This window comes from Bradyrhizobium sp. USDA 3240 (genome assembly GCF_054063295.1).
In genome coordinates, this window is sequence record NZ_JBSSGD010000002.1 from 7,881,211 (window position 1) to 7,901,985 (window position 20,775).

The 20,775-nt window shown below is 62.2% G+C and carries 20 protein-coding genes; 16 read left to right on the plus strand and 4 right to left on the minus strand.

What is annotated here, in order from left to right:
- The first annotated feature begins 32 nt into the window (after positions 1–32).
- Entirely contained in the window at positions 33–842 is an 810-nt protein-coding gene (locus ACVIGA_RS37550) for an enoyl-CoA hydratase/isomerase family protein (RefSeq protein WP_456669997.1), read from the plus strand.
- 33 nt (positions 843–875) lie between these two features.
- Entirely contained in the window at positions 876–1,982 is a 1,107-nt protein-coding gene (locus tag ACVIGA_RS37555; protein WP_456669998.1) for an NAD(P)H-dependent flavin oxidoreductase, read from the plus strand.
- Between the two features lie 28 nt (positions 1,983–2,010).
- On the opposite strand, the gene ACVIGA_RS37560 is transcribed toward ACVIGA_RS37555, so the two are convergent.
- Positions 2,011–2,859, minus strand: coding sequence for a VOC family protein (locus tag ACVIGA_RS37560; RefSeq protein ID WP_456669999.1), 849 nt, complete (start codon positions 2,857–2,859; stop codon positions 2,011–2,013).
- 75 nt (positions 2,860–2,934) lie between these two features.
- Positions 2,935–3,828: a 3'-5' exonuclease gene (locus tag ACVIGA_RS37565; protein ID WP_456670000.1), complete on the minus strand. Its 894-nt coding sequence runs from the start codon at positions 3,826–3,828 to the stop codon at positions 2,935–2,937.
- A gap of 348 nt (positions 3,829–4,176) precedes the next feature.
- Between ACVIGA_RS37565 and ACVIGA_RS37570 the strand changes: the two genes are divergently transcribed.
- The 5 genes from ACVIGA_RS37570 (at position 4,177) to ACVIGA_RS37590 (ending at position 8,894) form a co-directional block, all read left to right on the plus strand.
- On the plus strand, positions 4,177–4,389 hold the full coding sequence (locus ACVIGA_RS37570; RefSeq protein WP_456670001.1) for a hypothetical protein: 213 nt from the start codon (positions 4,177–4,179) through the stop codon (positions 4,387–4,389).
- A gap of 247 nt (positions 4,390–4,636) precedes the next feature.
- Complete coding sequence (locus tag ACVIGA_RS37575; RefSeq protein ID WP_456670002.1) at positions 4,637–4,762, plus strand: hypothetical protein; 126 nt, start codon at positions 4,637–4,639, stop codon at positions 4,760–4,762.
- Between the two features lie 601 nt (positions 4,763–5,363).
- Entirely contained in the window at positions 5,364–5,999 is a 636-nt protein-coding gene (locus ACVIGA_RS37580; protein WP_456670003.1) for an acyl-homoserine-lactone synthase, read from the plus strand.
- A gap of 10 nt (positions 6,000–6,009) precedes the next feature.
- Positions 6,010–6,543, plus strand: coding sequence for a hypothetical protein (locus tag ACVIGA_RS37585; protein WP_456670004.1), 534 nt, complete (start codon positions 6,010–6,012; stop codon positions 6,541–6,543).
- 293 nt (positions 6,544–6,836) lie between these two features.
- The gene (locus ACVIGA_RS37590; protein WP_456670005.1) at positions 6,837–8,894 is read left to right on the plus strand and encodes a primary-amine oxidase; all 2,058 of its coding nucleotides are present in this window, start codon (positions 6,837–6,839) and stop codon (positions 8,892–8,894) included.
- A gap of 237 nt (positions 8,895–9,131) precedes the next feature.
- Here the strand turns inward: ACVIGA_RS37590 and ACVIGA_RS37595 are convergent, their stop codons facing one another.
- Positions 9,132–9,515: a TetR family transcriptional regulator C-terminal domain-containing protein gene (locus ACVIGA_RS37595; protein ID WP_456670006.1), complete on the minus strand. Its 384-nt coding sequence runs from the start codon at positions 9,513–9,515 to the stop codon at positions 9,132–9,134.
- Positions 9,516–9,560: 45 nt separating this feature from the next.
- Between ACVIGA_RS37595 and ACVIGA_RS37600 the strand changes: the two genes are divergently transcribed.
- The 3 genes from ACVIGA_RS37600 (at position 9,561) to ACVIGA_RS37610 (ending at position 13,465) form a co-directional block, all read left to right on the plus strand.
- Positions 9,561–10,730: a saccharopine dehydrogenase family protein gene (locus ACVIGA_RS37600; protein WP_456670007.1), complete on the plus strand. Its 1,170-nt coding sequence runs from the start codon at positions 9,561–9,563 to the stop codon at positions 10,728–10,730.
- Position 10,731: 1 nt separating this feature from the next.
- Complete coding sequence (locus tag ACVIGA_RS37605; RefSeq protein ID WP_456670008.1) at positions 10,732–12,429, plus strand: C45 family autoproteolytic acyltransferase/hydolase; 1,698 nt, start codon at positions 10,732–10,734, stop codon at positions 12,427–12,429.
- A 139-nt stretch (positions 12,430–12,568) separates the two neighbouring features.
- Complete coding sequence (locus ACVIGA_RS37610; protein WP_456670009.1) at positions 12,569–13,465, plus strand: alpha/beta fold hydrolase; 897 nt, start codon at positions 12,569–12,571, stop codon at positions 13,463–13,465.
- A gap of 94 nt (positions 13,466–13,559) precedes the next feature.
- On the opposite strand, the gene ACVIGA_RS37615 is transcribed toward ACVIGA_RS37610, so the two are convergent.
- Positions 13,560–13,973, minus strand: a complete 414-nt coding sequence (locus ACVIGA_RS37615) for a DUF2147 domain-containing protein (RefSeq protein WP_456670010.1) — start codon at positions 13,971–13,973, stop codon at positions 13,560–13,562.
- 877 nt (positions 13,974–14,850) lie between these two features.
- Here ACVIGA_RS37615 and ACVIGA_RS37620 point away from each other — a divergent pair.
- From ACVIGA_RS37620 to ACVIGA_RS37645, 6 genes are all read left to right on the plus strand, one after another.
- The gene (locus ACVIGA_RS37620; protein ID WP_456670971.1) at positions 14,851–15,309 is read left to right on the plus strand and encodes a MipA/OmpV family protein; all 459 of its coding nucleotides are present in this window, start codon (positions 14,851–14,853) and stop codon (positions 15,307–15,309) included.
- A 27-nt stretch (positions 15,310–15,336) separates the two neighbouring features.
- Positions 15,337–16,557, plus strand: a complete 1,221-nt coding sequence (locus tag ACVIGA_RS37625; protein WP_456670011.1) for a saccharopine dehydrogenase family protein — start codon at positions 15,337–15,339, stop codon at positions 16,555–16,557.
- Between the two features lies 1 nt (position 16,558).
- A complete protein-coding gene (locus ACVIGA_RS37630; protein ID WP_456670012.1) occupies positions 16,559–17,182 on the plus strand; it encodes a hypothetical protein in 624 nt (207 codons plus the stop codon).
- 19 nt (positions 17,183–17,201) lie between these two features.
- Positions 17,202–17,795: a TetR/AcrR family transcriptional regulator gene (locus ACVIGA_RS37635; RefSeq protein ID WP_456670013.1), complete on the plus strand. Its 594-nt coding sequence runs from the start codon at positions 17,202–17,204 to the stop codon at positions 17,793–17,795.
- A gap of 82 nt (positions 17,796–17,877) precedes the next feature.
- Entirely contained in the window at positions 17,878–19,341 is a 1,464-nt protein-coding gene (locus ACVIGA_RS37640) for a flavin-containing monooxygenase (protein WP_456670014.1), read from the plus strand.
- A 48-nt stretch (positions 19,342–19,389) separates the two neighbouring features.
- Positions 19,390–20,190 (plus strand): helix-turn-helix transcriptional regulator, encoded by an 801-nt coding sequence (locus ACVIGA_RS37645; protein ID WP_456670015.1) that lies wholly within the window; start codon positions 19,390–19,392, stop codon positions 20,188–20,190.
- Positions 20,191–20,775 lie beyond the last annotated feature (585 nt).

Sequence of the window (20,775 nt, forward strand, 5' to 3'; positions counted from 1 at the left end):
CAATGAACACACTGTCCTGATTGGAGTTGATCATGAACCCTTACGCCAGATACGAATGCCTCTCGGTAGAGGTTGCCGACAAGGTGGCGACCGTGACCTTGAACCGCCCGCAGGCGCGCAACGCCATCAATCAGAAGCTTATCCGCGAGTTGCGGACGATCTGGGATGACCTTGCCGACGATCACGCCGTCAATGCGGTAGTGCTGACCGGCGCCGGGGATTTCTTCAGCGTCGGTGGAGACGTCAAGGCGATGTCCGAACGGCCCGGCGGCGACGTGCTTGAAGAGGGCGAGGTCCACGATCCCATGATCAGCCGCCGCGGCGTGACCCGCCAACTCGAGCTGGACAAGCCGATCATCGCTGCCATTAACGGCGACGCCATCGGCCTTGCGGCGACGCACGCGCTGCTCTGCGACGTCACCGTCATGGCCGAGGACGCCCGGATCGGCGATACCCACGTTTCGCGCGTCGGCCTGGTCGCCGGTGACGGTGGCACGGTGATTTGGCCACTGCTGGTCGGCATCAACAAGGCCAAGGAATTTCTGATCCGCGGGACGCTGCTGAAGGGCGCGGAGGCCGAGCGGATCGGGCTGGTGAATCACGTCGTTCCGCGTGGAGAAGTGCTCGCGAAGGCCCGCTCGATCGCGGTCGAGCTCGCCAACGGGCCGACCTGGGCGATCCGCTGGACCAAGTTGTCGATCAACCAGATCGTGAAGGATCGGGTGAACATGCTGCTGGAGGCATCGATGGCGCTGGAGCAGGTAACATTCGAGACTGCCGACCACAAGGAGGCGACGATGTCGTTCAAGGAAAAGCGCAAGCCCAGGTTCAGTCGGACCTGAGTAAAGCCTGCAACGCGAACACCTGGAGTGCAGATGCACAACCGCATTACCGAAATGTTCGGGATCGAGGTTCCGATCTTCGGCTTTACGCACAAGCCGGAGGTTGCGATCGAGGTCACCAATGCCGGCGGCATGGGGGCGCTGGCGGCCAGCTACTATCAGCCGGCCGAGCTCGAAAGCATCCTCACCGACATGGACGAGAAGACAGGCGGGCGCCCTTATTGCATCGACGTCCTGTTCGCCAACAAGGTCGGGCAGGTCACGCCAATGTCCGAGCGCCTCAAGGCGCTACCGAAGGCGCATCTCGATTTCGTCGAGAAAGTTCTGCATGACGCTGGGATTCCTCCGCTGCCGCCAGAGGTCGAAGCGGAAATGCTTCGGGAGAAGGCGCCTGGCCATGGGCACACCGAGGAGGGTGTTCTTGAGGTTCTGGAGATCGTCGTTCGCCATCCGCAGGCGAAGTTCGTGCTGAGCGCGATGGGAGCGCCACCGGCTTACGTCGTCGATAGGTTGCACAGCCGCGGTATCAAGGTTGGTGCGATGGCTGGTAGCGCCGAGCATGCGCTCAAGCATGTGCAGGCGGGCGTCGATCTGATCGTGGCGCAGGGAAGCGAGGCGGGGGGGCACACCGGCACGATCTCCTCGATGGTGCTTTGGCCGGAGGTCGTCGAAGCAGTTACGCCGATCCCGGTGCTCGCTGCGGGAGGCGTCGGCAGCGGCCGTCATCTCGCAGCCGCCTTCGCGTTGGGAGCCGAGGGGGTCTGGTGCGGCACGATCTGGCTCGGCTCTTCGGAGAGCGAGCTTTCTCCCGATATGCGCAAGCGGTTCATCGCGGCGCGCTCGCAGGACGCGATCCAGCGCAAATACGATACCGGAAAGCCACTGCGTGGCTTGCGGAACAAGTGGACAGACGCATGGGACGCGCCCGACGCGCCAGAGCCACTGCCGCTCGCAGCACAAAAGCTGCTTGTGGCCCCGGCGCTCAAGCGGCTCGAACTGGCCAATGCGGTCGATTACATGGGTTATATGTCAGGACAAATTGTTGGGAGCATCAAGGTTGAACGGCCCGTCCGCGATATCATGCAAAGCATGACGTCCGAGTGTCTGGCCGTACTGAAGACTTTGAGTTCGAAATCCTAGCTTTGGAGTGGGCGCGCTATCGGTATCGCTAACGTGGACGTGCCGATTTCGCGCCCCACATGCAAAGGCTAGATGGTTCGAAGCCAAACTGTCGCGGCTTGTGACCTTCCTCGTCCTCGATCTCGTCGACGCCCACGGAGTATTCAAAAACCATGCCGTCGGGGCCCTGGAAATACAGGAAGCGTGCACCGGAGGTCGGGTGGCGCCCAGGACCGAACACGATCGGAACACGTTGACCGGACAGGTGGTAGTATGAGCGCAACACATCGTCGTTGCTCTCGACCTGATGGTTGATGTGATGAACGCCCGGGCCTCGTCCTGGCGCCAGTGCCACGGTGTGATGGATCGCATTGACGCGCATCAATGCGATGTCGCCGATGCGGTCGCTGACCCGGGCGTTGCAGACTTGGGTCCAGAACTGCTCGTCCCGCACTGGATCGGTAGTAAACAGACCCACATGGCTGAAGCCCGTGATTCCGGCGTCACGGGTCGCAAAATACCGTTTCCCGCTGCGCTCGGGACGCACCACGAGCTCGACCTGGTTGCTAGTCGGGTCCCTGAACCCGATGAAGGCCTTGACCTTGCGCAGCGCCCACTCGTCTGCTGTGCCGGCGTGGACGGCATGGCCGAGCGCATCGAGTGTCGCGCCGGCAGCATTGAGCTTGTCCTCGTCGGTGACCTCGAAGGCTACCGTTTGATCCCGCGGATCGCCTTCGAAATAGCAGAGCGTGTGCGCGCGGTCATCCGGGCGCAAATAGAGTGCAGCCTTCGCCTGCTCGCCAATCTGCAGGCCGAGGCTTCTGGTTGCGAAACTCTGCGCATCCTCGAGATTGGAGGCGCCGAGCCGGACATAGGCGAGATCTCGCAATTCAATCATGGCTTCACAAGGGCGGGTGACGGATGATCGTATCGCTGATCCAACCGCAGTTTCCCGGCTGACGCGCGGGGGCGTTCAGATTCTCGCGGAAAAACGGTCGAACGCGGTCAGGATCTGGGTCCGGATTCCGGCGTTCCGTTGATAGATGGTTTCCTGCAGATACGCGATCTCGGCGGCCTGATTGCCATCATCGACGTCGATGTACCAGGACCGCGGCCGGCCATCGGCGCCGTCGCTCCAGCGGTAGCCGCGCCGCTTGAGCGCGTCCTTGAGTTCGAAGGGCGACTGCTCGGCCCAGATCCTGATCGTCCTGCGGCGGGCGCGCTCGAGTAGGACCGAGAGCACGGTGCGATCGAGCTCGGGCAGGGTCATTGCCAGGATCTCGAGTAGCGCCTGGCAATCGTCGACTGCCCGGTGCGCCTCATGAAACAGGCCGGCCTTCACCAAAAGATAGGACAGGCGCGATCCCTCGAAGCCGTGTCGGCGCCATTCGACCTCGCTGACCGAGCAGGCCCAGGCCTTGAGCACGAACAGGGGCGCGTAACGCTCCATGAACTTGCGATCGAAACCGGCATTGTGGGCGATGACGACGACCGCATCGGACGCGAACGCGTTGATATGCTCTTCATCGAGGCTGTGGCCCGCCACCATCTCGTCGGTGATGCCGGTCAGTGCGGTGATCTCGGCGGGAATTGCGATCGACGGCTGGTTGAAACAGCTGAAGGTATCGACCACCCGGCCGATCCTTCCGTCAGCCAGATAGCTGAACTTGACCATCCCGAGCTCGATGATCTCGTCTTTGGCCGTATCGAGGCCTGTGGTTTCGACGTCGAGCAGGATCGCGGTCTTCTCCGGCTGTCCGCTGCGCGGTGCGAATTCGACACGTGGAACCAGCCGGCGCAGCACCCGGTAGTCGGGCGATTGCTCCAGCATGCCGGCGATCTCGGCAAGGGTTGGTTGAAGGGTCATGTCGGGCGCCGATGGGATAGGGGCGTTGTGATATGTGACCAGCGAGTCTACCCGATCGGATCGGCCAGGTATCGCAGCGCCTGTGGATAGGTCGCCAGTCCGCGGGCATCGGCAGAGGCAGGCATTGCTGGAACTGGGCTTGCGATGCAGCGCAGTCTCGCGCGCCGCAGGATGCGGCCGGGCTCGCGTGGACCGCGCCGCTTCGCGTCACGGCCGGCGGCTTCGATCCCTCGCGCCGCTGGAGTGCACTTCGATCACAAAATTCGGAAAAGGCGAAATAAGACTCGACGCGATACCCAACTCACTCGTATCATCTCATGGTGTCTGAATGCAGATGAGGGGGCCGCAATGGCAGATCAGCAGGCCAAGTCTTCGGACCTCGTTGAAATCGCTCGCAGAAGCGGCGAGTTTCGCAAGCACTATGGTGTCGTGCTCGGAGCATTTCTGTACCTCAGCTCGATCAGTGCGGCGCGGCCGCGGTCGATCTGGTGGAGCGGAGTGCTGACAGCGCTGATCGGCGCTGCTGCCGTGTGGATCAAGAGCCGTGGCAGTGGTGGTTAGCAAGCGAGACTCTTCGGTACGTTCTTCGACGGGTGCGACCATACGTAGCCGTTTGTGGCGCCGCGCCCGACGGCGAGGGCACAGCAATCCAGTAGCGTTACCTGCCATTGTCGTCTCGTCCAGAACCCGCGCTCTTGCCCTGGCGTGCAGACTCACCGTAACTCGGAGCGACTGGACTGGGACCTTGCGGACGAATCGGTCGAATAGCCTGCCGGACAATAGCTACGCGCTAATAGTCGATGGCCACGTGAAGACGGAGTTCATGACGAGAGAGGGCGCCGAGGCTGGCGCCAGGGATCTGAAGCGCCGCTTTCCGGTATTGCAGATCCGGTTGTATGACGCCGAGGCGAAACAAGCCGAGGAGCTCGCCTGACCAGCCGGTTCTTTGTAAGACTAGCCAGTCCGATGCCAGCGATTTTGGTGGCGCTTGGTGCGGTGGCTGCATTACGTTCACGTGGACAGCCTGGCCTTGGAAGGCGAATTCCACAACGACTCATGCGCGCAAGAGAGCGCGCGGATGATAGGTGCTGCGTCGCCTTGGCTAGCCGCACTTGGTAGCTGTTGAACTTCATTATCCCCTCGGCCCACGCAGACGCCGAGACTGGCTCGAATGCTCATGCATGACGGGGCACTCGGCCGGTTGGATTTGCTGAACGCGATTTGGCCTTAGACGGCGGCGGCGCGCTTCCTCGACCGAGAGGGTGGTCAATCGCGGCGAATCGATCGGTGGCCCTCCTCAAGCAAAGGCCCGAATGTGGCCGACGTCGTAGGCGCGGCGAGATCGGCGACTTCTTGCCGACCAGAACTACCCGCATAGACAAAGCAGGTACCTGCGTTGTGGACCCGCGATTACTGGTTCCTGCTTGATCTATTTGGATCTCCTAGCTGGCTCCAGCTTGTCTCCTGTAGAATTTGACAGGCGAACCAGCGGTTGCGCTCTGGTCTTATGATCTCTGTGTCATTTGCGAGAGGTCATGATGAAAGCCGTTGCGCTTCGAAGCCACCAGTTCGGCCGCCACCTTGGTCTGCTCAAGGCTATGTATCAGCTACGCGGTCGGGTCTTTCAGGATCGCCTGAACTGGAATGTAGTTGTCTCCGGGGGGCTCGAACTTGACGTCTTCGATGCGCTGAATCCCTTCTATCTCCTGGTGCTGTCGGACAACGACGATGTCGTCGGATGCGTCCGATTGCTGCCGACTACGGCACCCACGATGCTCGGAGAGACATTTTCGGCGCTGTTGGACGGACACCCCATGCCACGCAGCGACACGATTCTTGAGAGTTCCCGCTTTTGCGTCGATACAAGTCTGGGCGAGGACTCGGCTCGACATGGTTTGAACCGTGCCACGTTCATGCTGTTCGCCGCGATGATTGAAGGTATTCGTGCCGTCGATGCAAAGTCGATCGTGACCGTAACCGATTTGCGAATGGAGCGTGTGCTCCGGCGCGCAGGCTGGCCGCTTGAGCGTATCGCGTCACCACGTCCGATCGGGACGACCATGGCGCTCGCGGGCTATTTGCACGATTCAGATGAGGTGCTGGCGACGATGTATCGCCAAGCACGCGTTGTAGGGCCGGTGCTAGAGACATCGCTGAACATTCAGACCTGAAGCAGACGTGATGCTGGCCGACCCGCGTCATAGCCGCGTCTTGCTGATTCATCCTGCCCGCTGCGTAGCATACGAAGTTGCGCAGTATTCGGAAGAGTGGCTGAGCAGTATGTCATTGCTATCGGCGGCTCACGACATCTTCGGCATTCGTACCTGCGTCGTTGGGGCAAACGATGCCACGGGACTGGCAGAGAGTGACACATTCTTTTCTGTCGCGGATGTCGATCCTTGGCGCCTGTGGCGGGATGGTTCAGACGCGCTGTCGTTCGCAACGGGGGAGGCTGGCATTGTGTTCCTGGGGGGCGCATGGCTTGAGGAGGATGTGCTGATTGCAGCCCTTGAAGCGGGTGCTCAGGGATATGACGTTCGCGTGCTTGCGGATCTCTCGGTGCCGAGGCGGGAAGCCGATCGCCCGCTCGCCTTCAACCGGCTTGCCTTGCACGGCATTCCAACCATGACGGTTCGGCAGGCGCTTCTCGAATGGGCGCTGTCGTGCGGCGGCCCGGCGGCAATGGGCAGGGTGGGGCAGCTGCTATCCCGATAGGCGCCAAGCGTGTCGTGAACCGCGTCCGCTGTTGAGGTCTACAGCGTTCCACTGGCTTCCGGGCGGCGTGCCTGCCGGCAGGCTCGGTCCTGGCGGCGGAGGCCCGCCCGTTCCTGCAGCGCCGATCGACGTGGAGGTTCACGGGCCGCGTTGGAGTCCGCTCGCTGGCAGGCTGGACAAACATAACAACTGTTGTGTAAATTGTTGACGCTTCGGTTCCGGAATGCCGCCTGTCTGCCGGGATGGGGACCCGAGACGAGACACTCGCTGTGGGCGATATGGGGGAAGTCAAAATGGACCAGACGAAACACCCGAGTGAGGGACGGCAACCGATCAAGTATCCGCTGGATCCCCTCGATCCTGAGGAAATCAAAGCCGCTTGCGACATCGTCAAAGCAAGCTCGAGCGACTTGGATGGTTGCCGGTTCCCGGTGGTGCGTCTTGAGGAACCGGGCAAACAGGAACTCCGCCGCTTTGCCGACGGTGAACCTCTCCCTCGCTTGGCGTTTGTCGTTACGTTAGATATCTCCAATGGCGCGGCGCACGAACACATTGTTGATGTGGGCGCGCGATCTATCAGGGAAACACGACGCTTGCCTACTGCGGAGGCGCCTTACGGTCAGCCACCGATAATGCTTGAAGACGTTGTGCGCTGTGAAGCGATCGTGAAGGCAGACGCCGGCTGGTGTGCCGCAATGCGCCGCCGTGGTCTGACCGACGAACAGATGTCCTTGACGCAGATTGATCCATTTTCGTCAGGGTTCTTCGACAACGAGTTCGAGCGCGGTCGCCGGATCGTCCGTGCGGTGAGCTATTTCAGGGATCACGTTCAGGACAACGCCTATGCACGCCCGATCGAGGGGGTTGTAGCGGTCGTCGATCTCGTTCTTGGGCGGGTGGTCGATCTGGTCGATGATGACCCGGTCGTTCCGATTCCGAGCAAGAAGAGAAACTATGCTGGCCACTTGAACACGTCGCCGCGACCTGACATCAAGCCACTTCATATCGAGCAACCTGATGGTCCAAGCTTCAAGGTCGACGGGTGGTCCGTCGAGTGGCAAAACTGGTGCTTTCGGATCGGCTTTACGCCGCGCGAAGGGCTGGTGCTGCATCAACTCGCGTATCGGGACCAGGGTCGAGAACGTCCGATCATCCATCGTGCGAGCGTGACCGAGATGGTTGTGCCATATGCGGACCCTTCGACCAACCACTACTGGAAATCCGCCTTCGATGCTGGTGAGTATGGCTTGGGCATGCTCGCAAATGCGCTTGAGCTTGGTTGCGATTGTCTCGGCAACATCCAATACTTTGACGTGTCGACCGCATCGTGCTTCGGCGAGCCGCAGATCATGAAGAATGCGATCTGCATGCACGAAGAGGACTATGGCGTCTTATGGAAGCACTACGAGTTCCGTAACGGCTTGTTCGAGGTCAGGAGGTCCCGCAGGTTGGTGATCAGCTTTTTCGCGACCGTCGGGAATTATGATTATTGGTTCTATTGGTATCTTTACCAGGACGGAACGATCCAATTCGAGGCGAAGCTGACGGGAATCATCCAGACGGCGGCGATTATGCCGGGAGAGACGTATCGTTGGGGAGGTGTGGTCGATGACAATCTCGGTGGTCCGACGCATCAACATTTCTTCAACGTCCGCATGCACATGGATCTTGATGGCGGTGGAAATGCGGTGTCGAAGCATGAGTTCGTGCCGCGGCCCTGGGGCATGGAGAATCCTCATGGCAATGTGTTCGATGTCAAATCGCGCCCTCTCACGCGCGAGCTGGACGCTCCTTCCAACGCGGACGGCGAGCGTGGCACCTATTGGAAAATCGTCAATCCCACCGCTATCAACTCCGTCGGGAAGGCAACCGGGTACAAGCTGATCGTCACGCCCGGTCCGCTGATGCTTGCTCAGGAGGGCAGTTCAGTCCACAAGCGGGCCGGTTTCGCGACCAGGCATGTCTGGGTGACCGCCTATGACCCTGCGGAGAAATACGCGAGCGGCGACTATCCGAATGTTCATGCCGGGGGAGATGGTCTTCCGCGATACATTCGGCAGAATCGCAACATCGATAACGCAGACATCGTTGTGTGGCATACCTTCGGTCATACGCACGTTTGCAAACCTGAAGATTTCCCGGTTATGCCAGTCGAGTACGCTGGGTTTACGTTAAGGCCGAACGGTTTCTTTTCTGCCAATCCAGCTAATGATCTGCCGCCGGAACGAAACCGACGAAGCGTTCGCAGCGATCTCGAAGCGGGAGGGCCCAGGCGATCTGCAGACCAGCAGGGGGCCTGCTGTGTGCCAGCGAGCGGAGCAGCCGAATTGTCATCGGGGGCGTCGACGTAAGCGAAGTCGGCGGGTGGCGCCTCGTTCAACAGTGCGCCGGTTTGCATTGATGACCTGGGCGGCGCCCTGAGAAGCATTGCCTTGCCAAACGGGACGCGGAGGTGCTGTCGACGACGCGACCCGGGCTTGCAGGTCTCGTCGGTTAGCGGAGTTGGATCGCTGCCACCGTCAACTCACCCGCAGTCGACCGCCGCAGTCTGCGGACAGGTGGCCTATCGTGTACTGAGCTTGGTAGTGTTAAGCATGCCGCGCTGAACGTTTCTTTGCGCCGGCGCGCCAACGGGAACAGAACCCTTCAAGCAGTGATCTTCGCTTGGCAGGCGTAAAGGCTTCCGGCGAAATCAAGGCATGGAGTCCGAGCCCATCGATGAAGCTTGCAAGTGCGGCGGCCTCGTCCTCCTGATCTAGATCGGGATTGGCATCGCCACCCGCTAGTAGCTCTCTTAATCGTCCGGCGAGCGTTCGCCGTATGCGCGCCAGCCCGCGGTCAATGCGGACGGATTCGGAAACATTGTCGGAGCTCTGCGGGCGCAGATGCTCCTCGTGGCTGCGGCTCGAGCGCTGGAATGCTTGTTGAGGTGGCCTCAGTTTCGGCAAGCAGAGGATAGACAAACATAACAACTGTTGTGTAAGTTTCTTCCATGGTTTCGAAGGAGATTGGTTGTTATGCGAGTCGTTGTGTTAGGCGGGGCGGGCGGTATGGGGCGCACGGCAGTGAGAGTAGCCGTGGATCTCGATTTCGTGCGCGAAGTCGTGGTGGCCGATCGTCACCTGGCTGGCGCTGAGGAGGTCGCGGCGCGACATCCGCCGAAGGCACGTGCGTTTCACGTCGATGTGCGCGATCCGCGGGCGCTCGCCACGCTGCTTGATGGCGCCGATGTGGTGATGAACGCCTCGGGGCCGTTTTTTGAGCTGGGTGTCCCGGTGCTGGAGGCGGTGATCGCGGCCGGGGCGCATTATCTCGACATTTGTGATGATTGGGAGCCGACGTTGGAAATGCTGGCGCTCGACGCCCGCGCCAAGGCGCGCGGCGTCACGGCGATCTTGGGCATGGGAGCCAGTCCGGGGCTGACGAACCTGTTAGCGGTGGCCGCAGCGCGAATGGTGCAGCGGCCGCAAGAGATCCTGACCGGCTGGTCGATCGATGGCGCGGAGGAGGCGACCGGCAACGCCAAGCCGCCCTCGGACGAGCCGAGCGCCGCCCTGGTTCACTGGATGCAGCAATTGTCCGGCAATATCCGCGTCCACAGCGGCGGCGCGCAAGTGTTGGTGAAGCCGCTGCAGCGCCGAGAAATCGATTTTCCCGGCCATGGTCGACTCTTGGTCTGGAGCGTCGGCCATCCCGAAGCCGTGACGCTGCCGCGTGTCTTCGGCGGACTGCAGGATTGCGGGAATGTCATGACGAGCGCCAACGAGCGCTCCTTCGCCAGCCTTCGCGTGTTGCAGACCCTCGTCGACCAGAAGATCCTGTCGCTGAAGGAAGCGGCGCGCGAGATAGAGAAGTCGAACCGGGATTCGGGGGCGAAACGTTCTGGCGGCGCCTATGTGCCGTCGCTATTCGGATGGGTCCGCGGCGAGACGGCCGGCCGGCCCGTGGTTTCCGCCGCCTGGTTGCGAGGCCTGCCTTCCGGAGGCATGAGCGGGGTGACCGGCGTTCCGCTCGGACTGGCGCTGCATCTGTTTGCGCGGGCAGAGCGGCCGCCCGCCGGGGTTCTGACGCCGGAGGAAGTGATCGATCCCGCTTGGTTCTTCGATCTGTTCGCTCCGTTCTGTGGCTTTGCATCTGGCGCCGATCTCCTCGCCCACGGTGAGCTGTCACTGGCGCATGGAGGCTAGGGTGACGACACTTCTGATTGTCGCGCGATGCGGTGCCGGCACGCTATCGCGGGTCGGACGTCTAAACGTGCTCACGCTGGAAGGCGATCCGTTCGAGGTCGGCCTGCAGCACGGCACGTTACTCAAGACCGAGATTGCCCGCGGTTGCGCGCCCGTGTTCGGCGGCGATCGCGCATTCGCCGACATCCTGTCGGCGCTCCCCGCCGGCCAGGACGGCCTCGTCCGGCGGGTTCTCGATGGCCTCTACAAGCAACTGGCGGCGGGTCTCGACAATAACTTCAAGGCGGAGCTGGAGGGAGTTGCCCGCGGCGCCGATCTGCCCCTCGACGTCGTCATGCGCGCGACCTGCCGCTCGGAGATCCTTCAGGTATTGGCGGCGCTGGAGGCTGCCGAGCCGTCCGGTGAGTGCACCTCGCTCGTTGTCCATGGCAGCCGGAGCGAAGGTGGTCGGCTGCTGCATGGCAAGAACCAGGATTATGATGGGGCGGGACTTTGGGACGCCGTGCCGACGGTGTCTGTGGTCCGGATGCCAGGTGCGTTGCCGCATGTGCGGGTCGGCACCGCCGGGCTGCTGAAAGCGAGCTTTGGCATTAACGCCGCCGGCATTGCCGTTGGCGGCCACATTCTGTTCTCGCGCCATGCAGCGCCGGCCGGCATCGGCTTCACCGCCCTCGAGCATGCGCTGCTGCGGACAGCGGACAGTGTGAGCGCGGCGGGCGATCTGCTGCGGTCCTCCCCGCGGTGGGGGGCATTCGCCTTTGTGGTCTCCGACGGAGGTCGCGACGACGCCGCGGTGTTCGAGTGCGACGGCGAAGGCGTGTTCGCGCGTGCGGCAACCAAGGGGCTGCTCGGCTGCGCCAATCATTTCATGGCCGCGCCAGATTGCTCCTGGCGCGATCTGACGCTGGCCGGAAACGAGGCGCGCAACTCGCTCGCCCGTTTCCGCCGCCTGCAGGACGCCGCCGTCCCCAGCCAGTGGACACCCGCCAGGGTGGCGGATGTTCTCGCAGATCGCTTCGATCCGTGCTGCGGGGGGCACCGGTCGCTTGGACAGACAGTTGCGAGCGCGCTGACGGTGATGTCGGCGATCGCCGATCCGGTTGCGCAGCGGATCTGGGTCAGCGCCGCCAGCGTGCCCACCGGCGACGGACCTTACATTGGCTTCGACCTCGAGGACGCCTTTCGCGGGGGAGAGATCCGCACGCGTGCGCCGATCACGCCGTCCCCTGGCGATGTCGGCGGATGGGACGCACTCGTTGCAGCGCTGGCGGCGCGGCGCGCGCTCGACGAGCAGCCCGCCGACGAAAGCAACCGGGCGCAGCGCGCGCTCGAGCTCGCGATCGACGTCGATCCGAAGGACTCGGGATTGCGGCGCCTTTACGCGAGGCTATTGCTGCGGAAGGGGCGTTTCACGGCCGCGCTCGAGGCGCTGCTGATGCCGCAGGAAACGTTGCAGTCCCATGGCGAGCGGGCCGAGGCGGCCTATTTGTCGGCCATTGCGCACGACTGTCTGGGGCGGCGCGGGGAGGCAATTGCCGCCCTGCGGGAGATCGAAGGCGCCGGGATGGATCACGATCCATTGCGGCGTATCAATCCGGCGTTGCGGACGCGCGCGCAACACCACCTGACCGCGCCTTTCAGTCCGCAGGATGCGCGAGCCCTTCCGCTGACGTTCACCCCGATCAGCGGACTCGCCTAGCACTCGGTCGTGCGAGGCAACCGTCCACCCGCTCGCGGCTCGAGGTTTCGAACCGGCGGCATAATGGTGATGAGCACCGTGCCGCCCTGTCCAACAGAACGCAACGCAACGCAAGGCAAGGTAACGTCGAGGTGTTCGCATGAGAGATATTGAGCCAACGTCCGACCGCCCGAGGCTCGTTTGGCAGAGCGATGGAAAGTCCACCGACATTCCCGTCCTCCTGATTCATGGCCTGGGCCAGACCCTGCTTGACTGGCCCGCTGCAATGGTGAACGGGCTTACCGACGCGGGCTGCCGGGTGATCCGGTTCGACAACCGCGATGTCGGCCGTTCGCCGCGTTTCGATCATCTGGGGACGCCGCCGCTGCTGCGCCTGTGGCTATGCAGCACGCTGCGGCTGCCACAATGGGCCAGGTCGCCCTACACGGTCGCGGACATGGCGTCCGACGCGGTGGCGCTGCTGGACACGCTGAACATCCCCGCCGCCCATCTGGTCGGCGCATCCATGGGCGGAATGATTGCGCAGCAGATCGCGCTGATCCATCCCCATCGGGTGCGGTCGCTGACCCTGATCATGTCGTCGTCAGGCGCGCCGGGGCTGCCTCCGCCGCGCGACGATGTCCGGCGGGCGCTAAGCAGCCGGGAGCCGGACAATCTCCAGGCCGGGATCGCCTCGGCCCATGCGTTCCGTCGCATGATCGCGGGGCCGCTGCACGTGGAAGATGCGGTTGAGCTGGCAGTGCGGGTCACGCGTTCGACGGCCTATGGATGGCCAGGCGGCGCAGGCGTCGCGCGCCAATACGCGGCGATCCTGGCGGACCGGCGCCGCTGGCGGCTGTTGGACCAGATCGAGGCGCGATGCCTGGTCATTCACGGCGAGCTCGATCCGCTGCTCCCGATCGCCCATGGCCGGGATGTGGCTACGCGGATTGTCGGCAGTCGCTTCGTGTCGCTCGCGACGATGGCGCACGAGATCACGCCATCACACGGCAAGACCATCGTTGCCGAAATCCTGCGCCTGGTACACGCGGACTAGAAAATCGAAACGTCCATGCGCTTCCGGCGCATGGACGTTCTGTTTGTCAGGCTTGACCGCAGGAGCGGGTCGGAGCCTCTCATCACATGCGAGCTTAGCGGCACCGCTGGCTGGGCTGCGACGTCTTCGTCCAAGTCTCGCCGTCGCTGCCGCCAAGCAGCAGCCTGGACGCATCACCAGTCACCTTGAAGCCGCGCTCGGTCTTGCCGGTCGCCGGATCGTAGGCGGAGGCATCGTCGCCGGACCGTGCGAATTGAAGTACGGCCATGCCGCAGATCGGGCGAGTGCGTTTGGCAGGGTTCGGATTCCCCCGGTCCAGTTCGCCGTCCTTCAAGTCCTGGCCCCACACCAGAATCCCGCAGATGTTGCTGCCGCACGATTCGAGCTTGACGATGCCGGCCTTGTCTTGCGTCAGAAAGTAACCGGATTCGGGGACCTGTCCGGCCGATGCGGAAGCGTTGAGTGCGAAGAGGGCCGCGGCCGCGAACACGATGGATAGCCGTCGCATATCAGTTTCTCCTGTTTTCGATCAGAGATGAACCGGCGCGCCAGCGTTCGACTGGACGCGCCGCATCTCGGTCACAAATAAATCACAACAGTTGTTGTGTAGCAAACGCGAGCGTGATAAATCCGGCCCGACATAACGCTTGTTATGTAGAACGAATGCCAAAACGGCATCGATTGGGGAGGATGCTCAAAATGTGGGGTGGTAATTCCTTGAGAACGGTCGTTCTCTGTTCCATGGCTGCTGTCGTATGCGGCTCCGCTGACGTCAAGGCAGGCATGGCGAGGCCTGCGGCCTCGACGACACCGCAGGCCGTTACCGACATCGAAGCGGCGACGAATGCGGATCGATCGGATGCGGACGCGGGTGCGGCGTCCGGCGCGCGTAGCAAGGACAGCAAAGCGCTGAAGCAAAATGCCGAAGGGCGGCGACATGCGAAGCCGCGATCCCCCGCAGCGGGCGCGACGCCGCCAGGTTCGCTGGCGCCAGCGACCGGGACTTTCGTGGCGGCCGGCGACGCGGTCGCCAATGCGGAGCCGGCAGCCGCCGTGACGCTGCCGGACGATCCGTCGGGCCTCAAGGTCGAGGGGCACATCGGTCTACGACTCAGCAATCAGAGTGAGTATGAGGGGGCGAAGGGGCGCAAGACGTTTGCCGCGCCGGACTTCAACATTACCTTCAACGACCGCTTCTTCTTCAGCATTACCGACAATATGGGACTGGACATCGGCGCGGACGCCAAGCCGCAGGTTGGCGTCTATATGGTGAGCACCGAGGCGCTGAAGGTCGGTCTCGCTCTGACCTATGAAAGCGCTTTCGACAAGAAAGTCGAAAACTCGATCTACGGCGCGCGGACGCGATTGTCGCGCCGGATCTACGGATATTTGCGACCTACACGTTCGGCAACAGCCAGGTCGCGGCGCGCTATTCCCGCGTTCTCGGCGGATCGCAGAGCGAGAAACTGTCGATGGGCGCATTTCACTTGTTCGAATTGCGTCCGGATCTCACGCTGACCGTCGGCGGCTCGGTTACCTGGGCTAACCAAAAGGCGGTCGATGCGCTCTTCGATCCGATGACGACAGTGTCCGACGGTTTCGGAGGCACGATCACCGGGCGCGCATCGGAGCTCATCGAGCTCGCTGGTGGCGTGGCGAAGCGCCCATCGGCCGGCATCAAGAGCGTCGATGCGATTGTCGACCTGGAATACTGGATCGACAAGACCCTGTCGGTCGAGCTGCTCGGCGGTATCGTCTATCTCACCGACAATGTCCGGGGCACGCCTGTGGTGGAAACGCCCTGGGTCTCCGGTGTGTCCGCCATCGTCAAGCACCATTTCTAGCAGCCTCTTACCTTGAAAGGCCCGAATATGAGCCAAGACAACAAACTGCTGGTTCTCGGAGGAGCTGGCGCGATGGGCCGAGTCGCGGTCAAGACCCTGCTGGGCACGAGGACATTCGGATCGATCACGATCGCCGACCGCGCTTTCCAGGCTGCGCGGCAGCTCAGCTATGAGCTAGGCGATTCCCGGATCAAGGCGACCGGACTCGACGTCAACGACGCCAACGATCTAAACACGGCGCTTCAGGGCGCCGATGTCGTGATCTCGACCGTCGGCCCGTACTACCGGTTCGGCACCACCGTGCTCAAGGCCGCGATCGCCGCCGGCACGCACTATCTCGATATCTGCGACGACTGGCAGCCGACCATCGACCTGTTGGCCCTGGATGACGAGGCGAGGGCGGCGGGGATCACCGCGATCATCGGCGCCGGCGCAAGTCCCGGGATCTCGAACCTGCTGGCCGTGAAGGCGGCGGCCGAATTCGACCGCGTCGATACATTGCATACCGTTTGGGGCACCGGCAAACGTTCCGCCGAAGACGATGTGGCGGAGAACAGCGCCGTGCTTCATCACTTCCTGGCGATGCTGATCGGCCGCATCCGGGTGCATCGCGAGGGGGCGCTGGTCGATGTGCGCCCGCTGCAGCGTCTGCGTATCGACTACCCGGGCATTGGCCGAGTGCCGGTGCACACTATCGGGCACCCCGAGCCGATCTCGCTGCCGCGCCGCTTTCCGACGCTTCGCCACAGCGTGAACGCGATGGATATGCCACGGGGAATTATCTCGGTGCTCCGGTCGATGACCCGGCAGATCGAGGAGAAGGGCATCCCCTTCGACGACGCGGTTGCCTATTTGGGAAAAGTGTTCGCCCAGAGCGACACGCTGGGGTTCGGCGCTGCGCTGAAGGAGGCGGCCCGCTTCACCTGGGGCGCCGGCGTTGAGATCGTCACCCGAAAGAAATATCTCCCCATGCTGTCGGCCTATGCGGAGGGCATCCGGCAAGACCAGCGCCTGCGGGTCGGGGTGTCAATGCGCGGTGAAATTCCAGGCGGCATGGCGAGCGCTACCTGCATTCCAACCGCGATCATGACCGAGATGCTGATGGCCGGGGAAGTGGACCGCCGCGGCGCCTTCGCTCCGGAAGCGGGCGTCGATCCCGATCGATTCTTCCGACGGCTCGCGCCGTTCACCACCGCGCCGGCGCTGGAGGGGGCATTGTTACGAACCGTGCGAGAGGAGGCGGCTTGAGATGACCGCTATTGTGAGCGAACCAGTGAAGGCAGCCCGCAAGCGTGGCGTCGGCCGTTGGTGTCTGCGACAGATCAACCAAAAGAACTATCCGGCTGCGATGTCGGCGCTGGTCGACGCCATCTTCGTCGTACCCATTGTGTGCGTCATTGCCTTGATCGAGTACTGGGATGCCTCAACCATCCTGCTCTACGTCCCGACGCCGGACCTTTCCGGCAAATCATTCGCGGAGATCGTCACGGCACTGGTTTCGTCGACCGAGGAAAATGTGTTCGACGAGATCTATGGCGGCCTGATCGTCTCTTGGGCGTATTCGTTGTTCGCCTATGGTTGGATGATCAAACAGCGCCGGGCGGGTCGGTTCGCCCCGCCGCTGCCGCGGAGCGCGAAGTGGTTCTGGCCGGGGTTCTGCTGGCTGACTGGCACCCTGATCTTCTGGGTGGTGGCTACGGTGGTGGCACAAGATCAAATCGAAAGTTACTGCGAACAGGCAGGCCTCGATACCTCCCTCACGGTGGCCCGGTCGCTGGCGATCATTGCTGCAACGTCGAGCTTGATCCAGTATACGTTCAGTTATGTGATCGTATCGACGGCCTTCCGGATTCGCGGCCGGCGGTCGGACTAGCTCGGCGGGACGGGACCAGATGAGACAGTTGTCGGAGAATCAGCGCGCCCGGCGGGCGGATGTCGTGGAGTGTGCCTGGCGCGTGATCATCAGGGACGGTGTCGATCGCACGAGCATCCGTTCCATCGCCCAGGAGCTCGGCGGCACCACTGGCATCGTCACCCACTACTTTCGCGACAAGGACGAACTACTGCTGTTCGCGCTTGACCGCGTGATCAAGGCGATGCAGCAGGTCGAGTTTCCGGAGAGAAAGTCGGATCTGACCATGAAGAACGTGGTGTCGTGCTGGCTGACGATTCTCCCGACGTCGAAGGACAGCAAGGACAATTGGCGGGTGTGGACTGCGTTCATGGGCTATGCGGTGGGACGAGAAAAGCTGATGGCGGAGTACCGTAAGCATCACAGCGAGCAAATCGCCGAGGTGACGAAGGGGTTTGCCAGCATGAGGGCCGCCGGGCTTCTGACCTCGAAAGGCAACGACCGCGACGATGCGATCGGATGTCTGGCGTTGATCGACGGCCTCGGCATGGCGTGGGTCATCAACCCCGACCGCTATCCAGAGCGGGTGTTCCGCACCGTGCTGAACGATTTCTACGCGGCCCGCGCGCCCTGAGTCGGCCTCCGCCAAGGGAAGATTCAGGTCAAGTTACATAACAACGGTTGTCATAATTGCGTGTGAGCTCGTGGAGACGAAGGTGCAGCCAGCAGAACCAGAGATCGACCAGGAGATCATTATTGTCGGGACCGGCTTCTCCGGGCTCGGCATGGCGATCGCGCTGATCCGGGCAGGCATCACGAGCTTTCTGGTGCTGGAGCGGGGGAGCGAGATCGGCGGGACCTGGCGGGACAATCACTATCCGGGCGCCGCCTGCGACATCCCCTCGCACCTGTACTCATTCTCCTTCGAAGGCAAACCGGACTGGTCACGCAAATATCCGCGGCAGCCCGAGATCAAGGCCTACATGCAGCAAACCGCGCGCAAATACGGCGTGCTTGATTATGTGCGATTCAACACGACCTTTCGCGGTGCACGGTTCGAGGCGTCCGAGGGCAAATGGCATATCGACTGCGGTGGGAACAGGTTTCGCTGCCGCTTCCTGGTGCTGGCCACCGGCGGGCTCAGCGAGCCGGCGATCCCCGCCTTGAACGGCGCGGCTGACTTCTCCGGCCCCTCGTTTCACTCGGCGGCCTGGAATCACACCGTCGCGCTGGACGGCAAGCGGGTCGCGGTTGTCGGCACGGGAGCGAGCGCTATCCAGTTCGTGCCGGAAATCGCGGCGCGCGTAAAACAGCTGGACGTCTATCAGCGGACACCGCCCTGGGTCGTGCCGCGCCCCGACCGTCTGTTTACCCGCGCGGAAAAATTCATTTTCGGCGCGGTGCCGTTCGTCCGAAAATTGTATCGCGAGTTGATCTTCTGGCGCAACGAGTACCAAGGGATCGGCATCTTCAAGCCGCAGCTGATGAAAGGCGCGGAAGCGCTCGCACGGCGACATATCGAAGCCCAGGTCGCGGATCCGGCCCTGCGGGAGCGGGTCACGCCGCGCTACGCGATGGGATGCAAGCGCATCCTCATTTCGAACGATTGGTATCCGGCGCTCAGCCGGCCGAATGTCTCGGTCATCAGTAGCGCTATCGCGGGCGTTGGTGCCAACGCGATCATCACGGCCGACGGCGTCGCGCGCGCCGCAGACGTAATAATCTACGGCACGGGGTTCCAGGCAACTGCGCTCCTGCAGAATGCGGATATCACCAACCACGACGGCGTCGCACTGAAGACACATTGGGCGAATGGCGGCGAAGCCTACCTCGGCACGAGCATCAAGGGATTCCCCAACCTGTTCACAATCACGGGGCCGAATACCGGGCTCGGGCACAACTCCATGATCTATATGATCGAGACCAATGTGAACCAGATCTGCGAGACCATCGCGGAGGCACGCCGGCGGAAAGCGGCCCGCGTGGAGGTCAAGCCGGAGGTCCACGATCGATATAACCGCGAGCTGCAGCGGGACCTGACCGGGACGGTCTGGAAGTCGGGCTGCAGAAGCTGGTATCAGACCGCGAGCGGCAAGATCACAACCCTATGGCCAGGGTTCTGCTTTCAGTTCGGGCGCCGGGCCAGGCATTTTCGGCAGGCCGACTACAACATCGACTAGCTGGCGGGAGGTTGGCCGGAATCGTCGGAGCATGCGTGCGAACGCCCTGTGGGTGACATCAAGAAGCTCCAGTCGACGGGCATCATTTCGTTGCAGGATACCCGCAAATCAAACAAGTCGCTCTGTGTCATGATCACTTCCAGAGAGAAGGCGTTCTTTGAATATGTCGATGCGATCCAGGTCGCGGATGACGAAAAGGGAATTGAAGCAGCGGGGCGCCTGCTTGCGCGCGGCCTGGGGTTCAATTGGTTTGCTTATCTTCGATGTGACTGTGACGAGACGAAGATACTTACGTCTTATCCTGTTGCCTGGGTTCGGCGTTACGTCGAGGCCGACTATCAGAAGGTGGATCCCGTCGTCAGGCGAGCGCAGCTCGACAACGATATCTTTGGATGGGCGGTCACGCCCGCCGGTAGTCGGAAGGATTGTCGACAAAGCTGTTTCCGCAATGACGCGATGGCGTTTGGCATATCGACCGGAGTGACGGTGCCAATCAAGTGGGGCTTTGGTCGAATTGCGGCCTTCACGATGGCGTCAAGCGACGGGTCGCAGCGAACGGTTATCGAAGAGGTGGCATTGCTCGTTCGTGTCGCCGCCATCTACTTCCATGCACGCTGCAGCGGCATCGACAAAATCAAACGGTTGCCTTCTGACCGTCAGCTAACTCAACGCGAGCGATTGTGTCTCGCCTGGGCAGCCCAGGGGAAGACCGTGACTGACACCGCTTTGCTGATGAGTATCGCTCCCCGAACGGTCTCGTTTCATCTTGATAACGCCAGGGCCAAGTTGAATTGTCTGACTATCGCGCATTGCGTGGCCGAGGCGTTTCGTCACGGTATTCTCGTGTAGGCGTTGCATCTCCTATGTCTCACTTAGCCATCAATGGCTTGGAGCGGATCGACTCCGATGATTGACCGGGATGGCCACGACTGGCTGTACGGGGCATCATTCCGACCAGCGCTTGTCAGACCGCAACAGAAGGGAGCCGAGGTCTTCGAGACATCGAGGTATGCCGGCTGGTCTCGTGGATGTTGGACGTGGCGTAAGGCAGTCAAAGTCCTGCGCGTTCGACCAGTTTGCCGCCCGACGGGCTCTCGGTGAACCGGGCCCGCTGACGCGGTCTGCAGCCTTCGGCTTCGATCCTTGGCGGAAGCCAGTGGCGAGCTCTTCGCCGGGTAGTCGTTCCCAACATCCAGGCCAACGGCGGCGTCACGCCGCCGACGCTTCTACGATTTTACTCCAACCGGCCGCAGGGCCGTGAATGGTCTCCGCCTACGCTCTTGCCCATACGCCATTATTCTGAGGACCAGGTCAGCCTTCGGCTGACGTTGATCATAGGTTCGGGGCGCGAACTCAAGGGTCGTCGAGGACGAAGCGGCTATGGAGCGGGCCGCGAGCGGCCGGCAAATTATTGGGCGGTCCACCGTCGGCGGT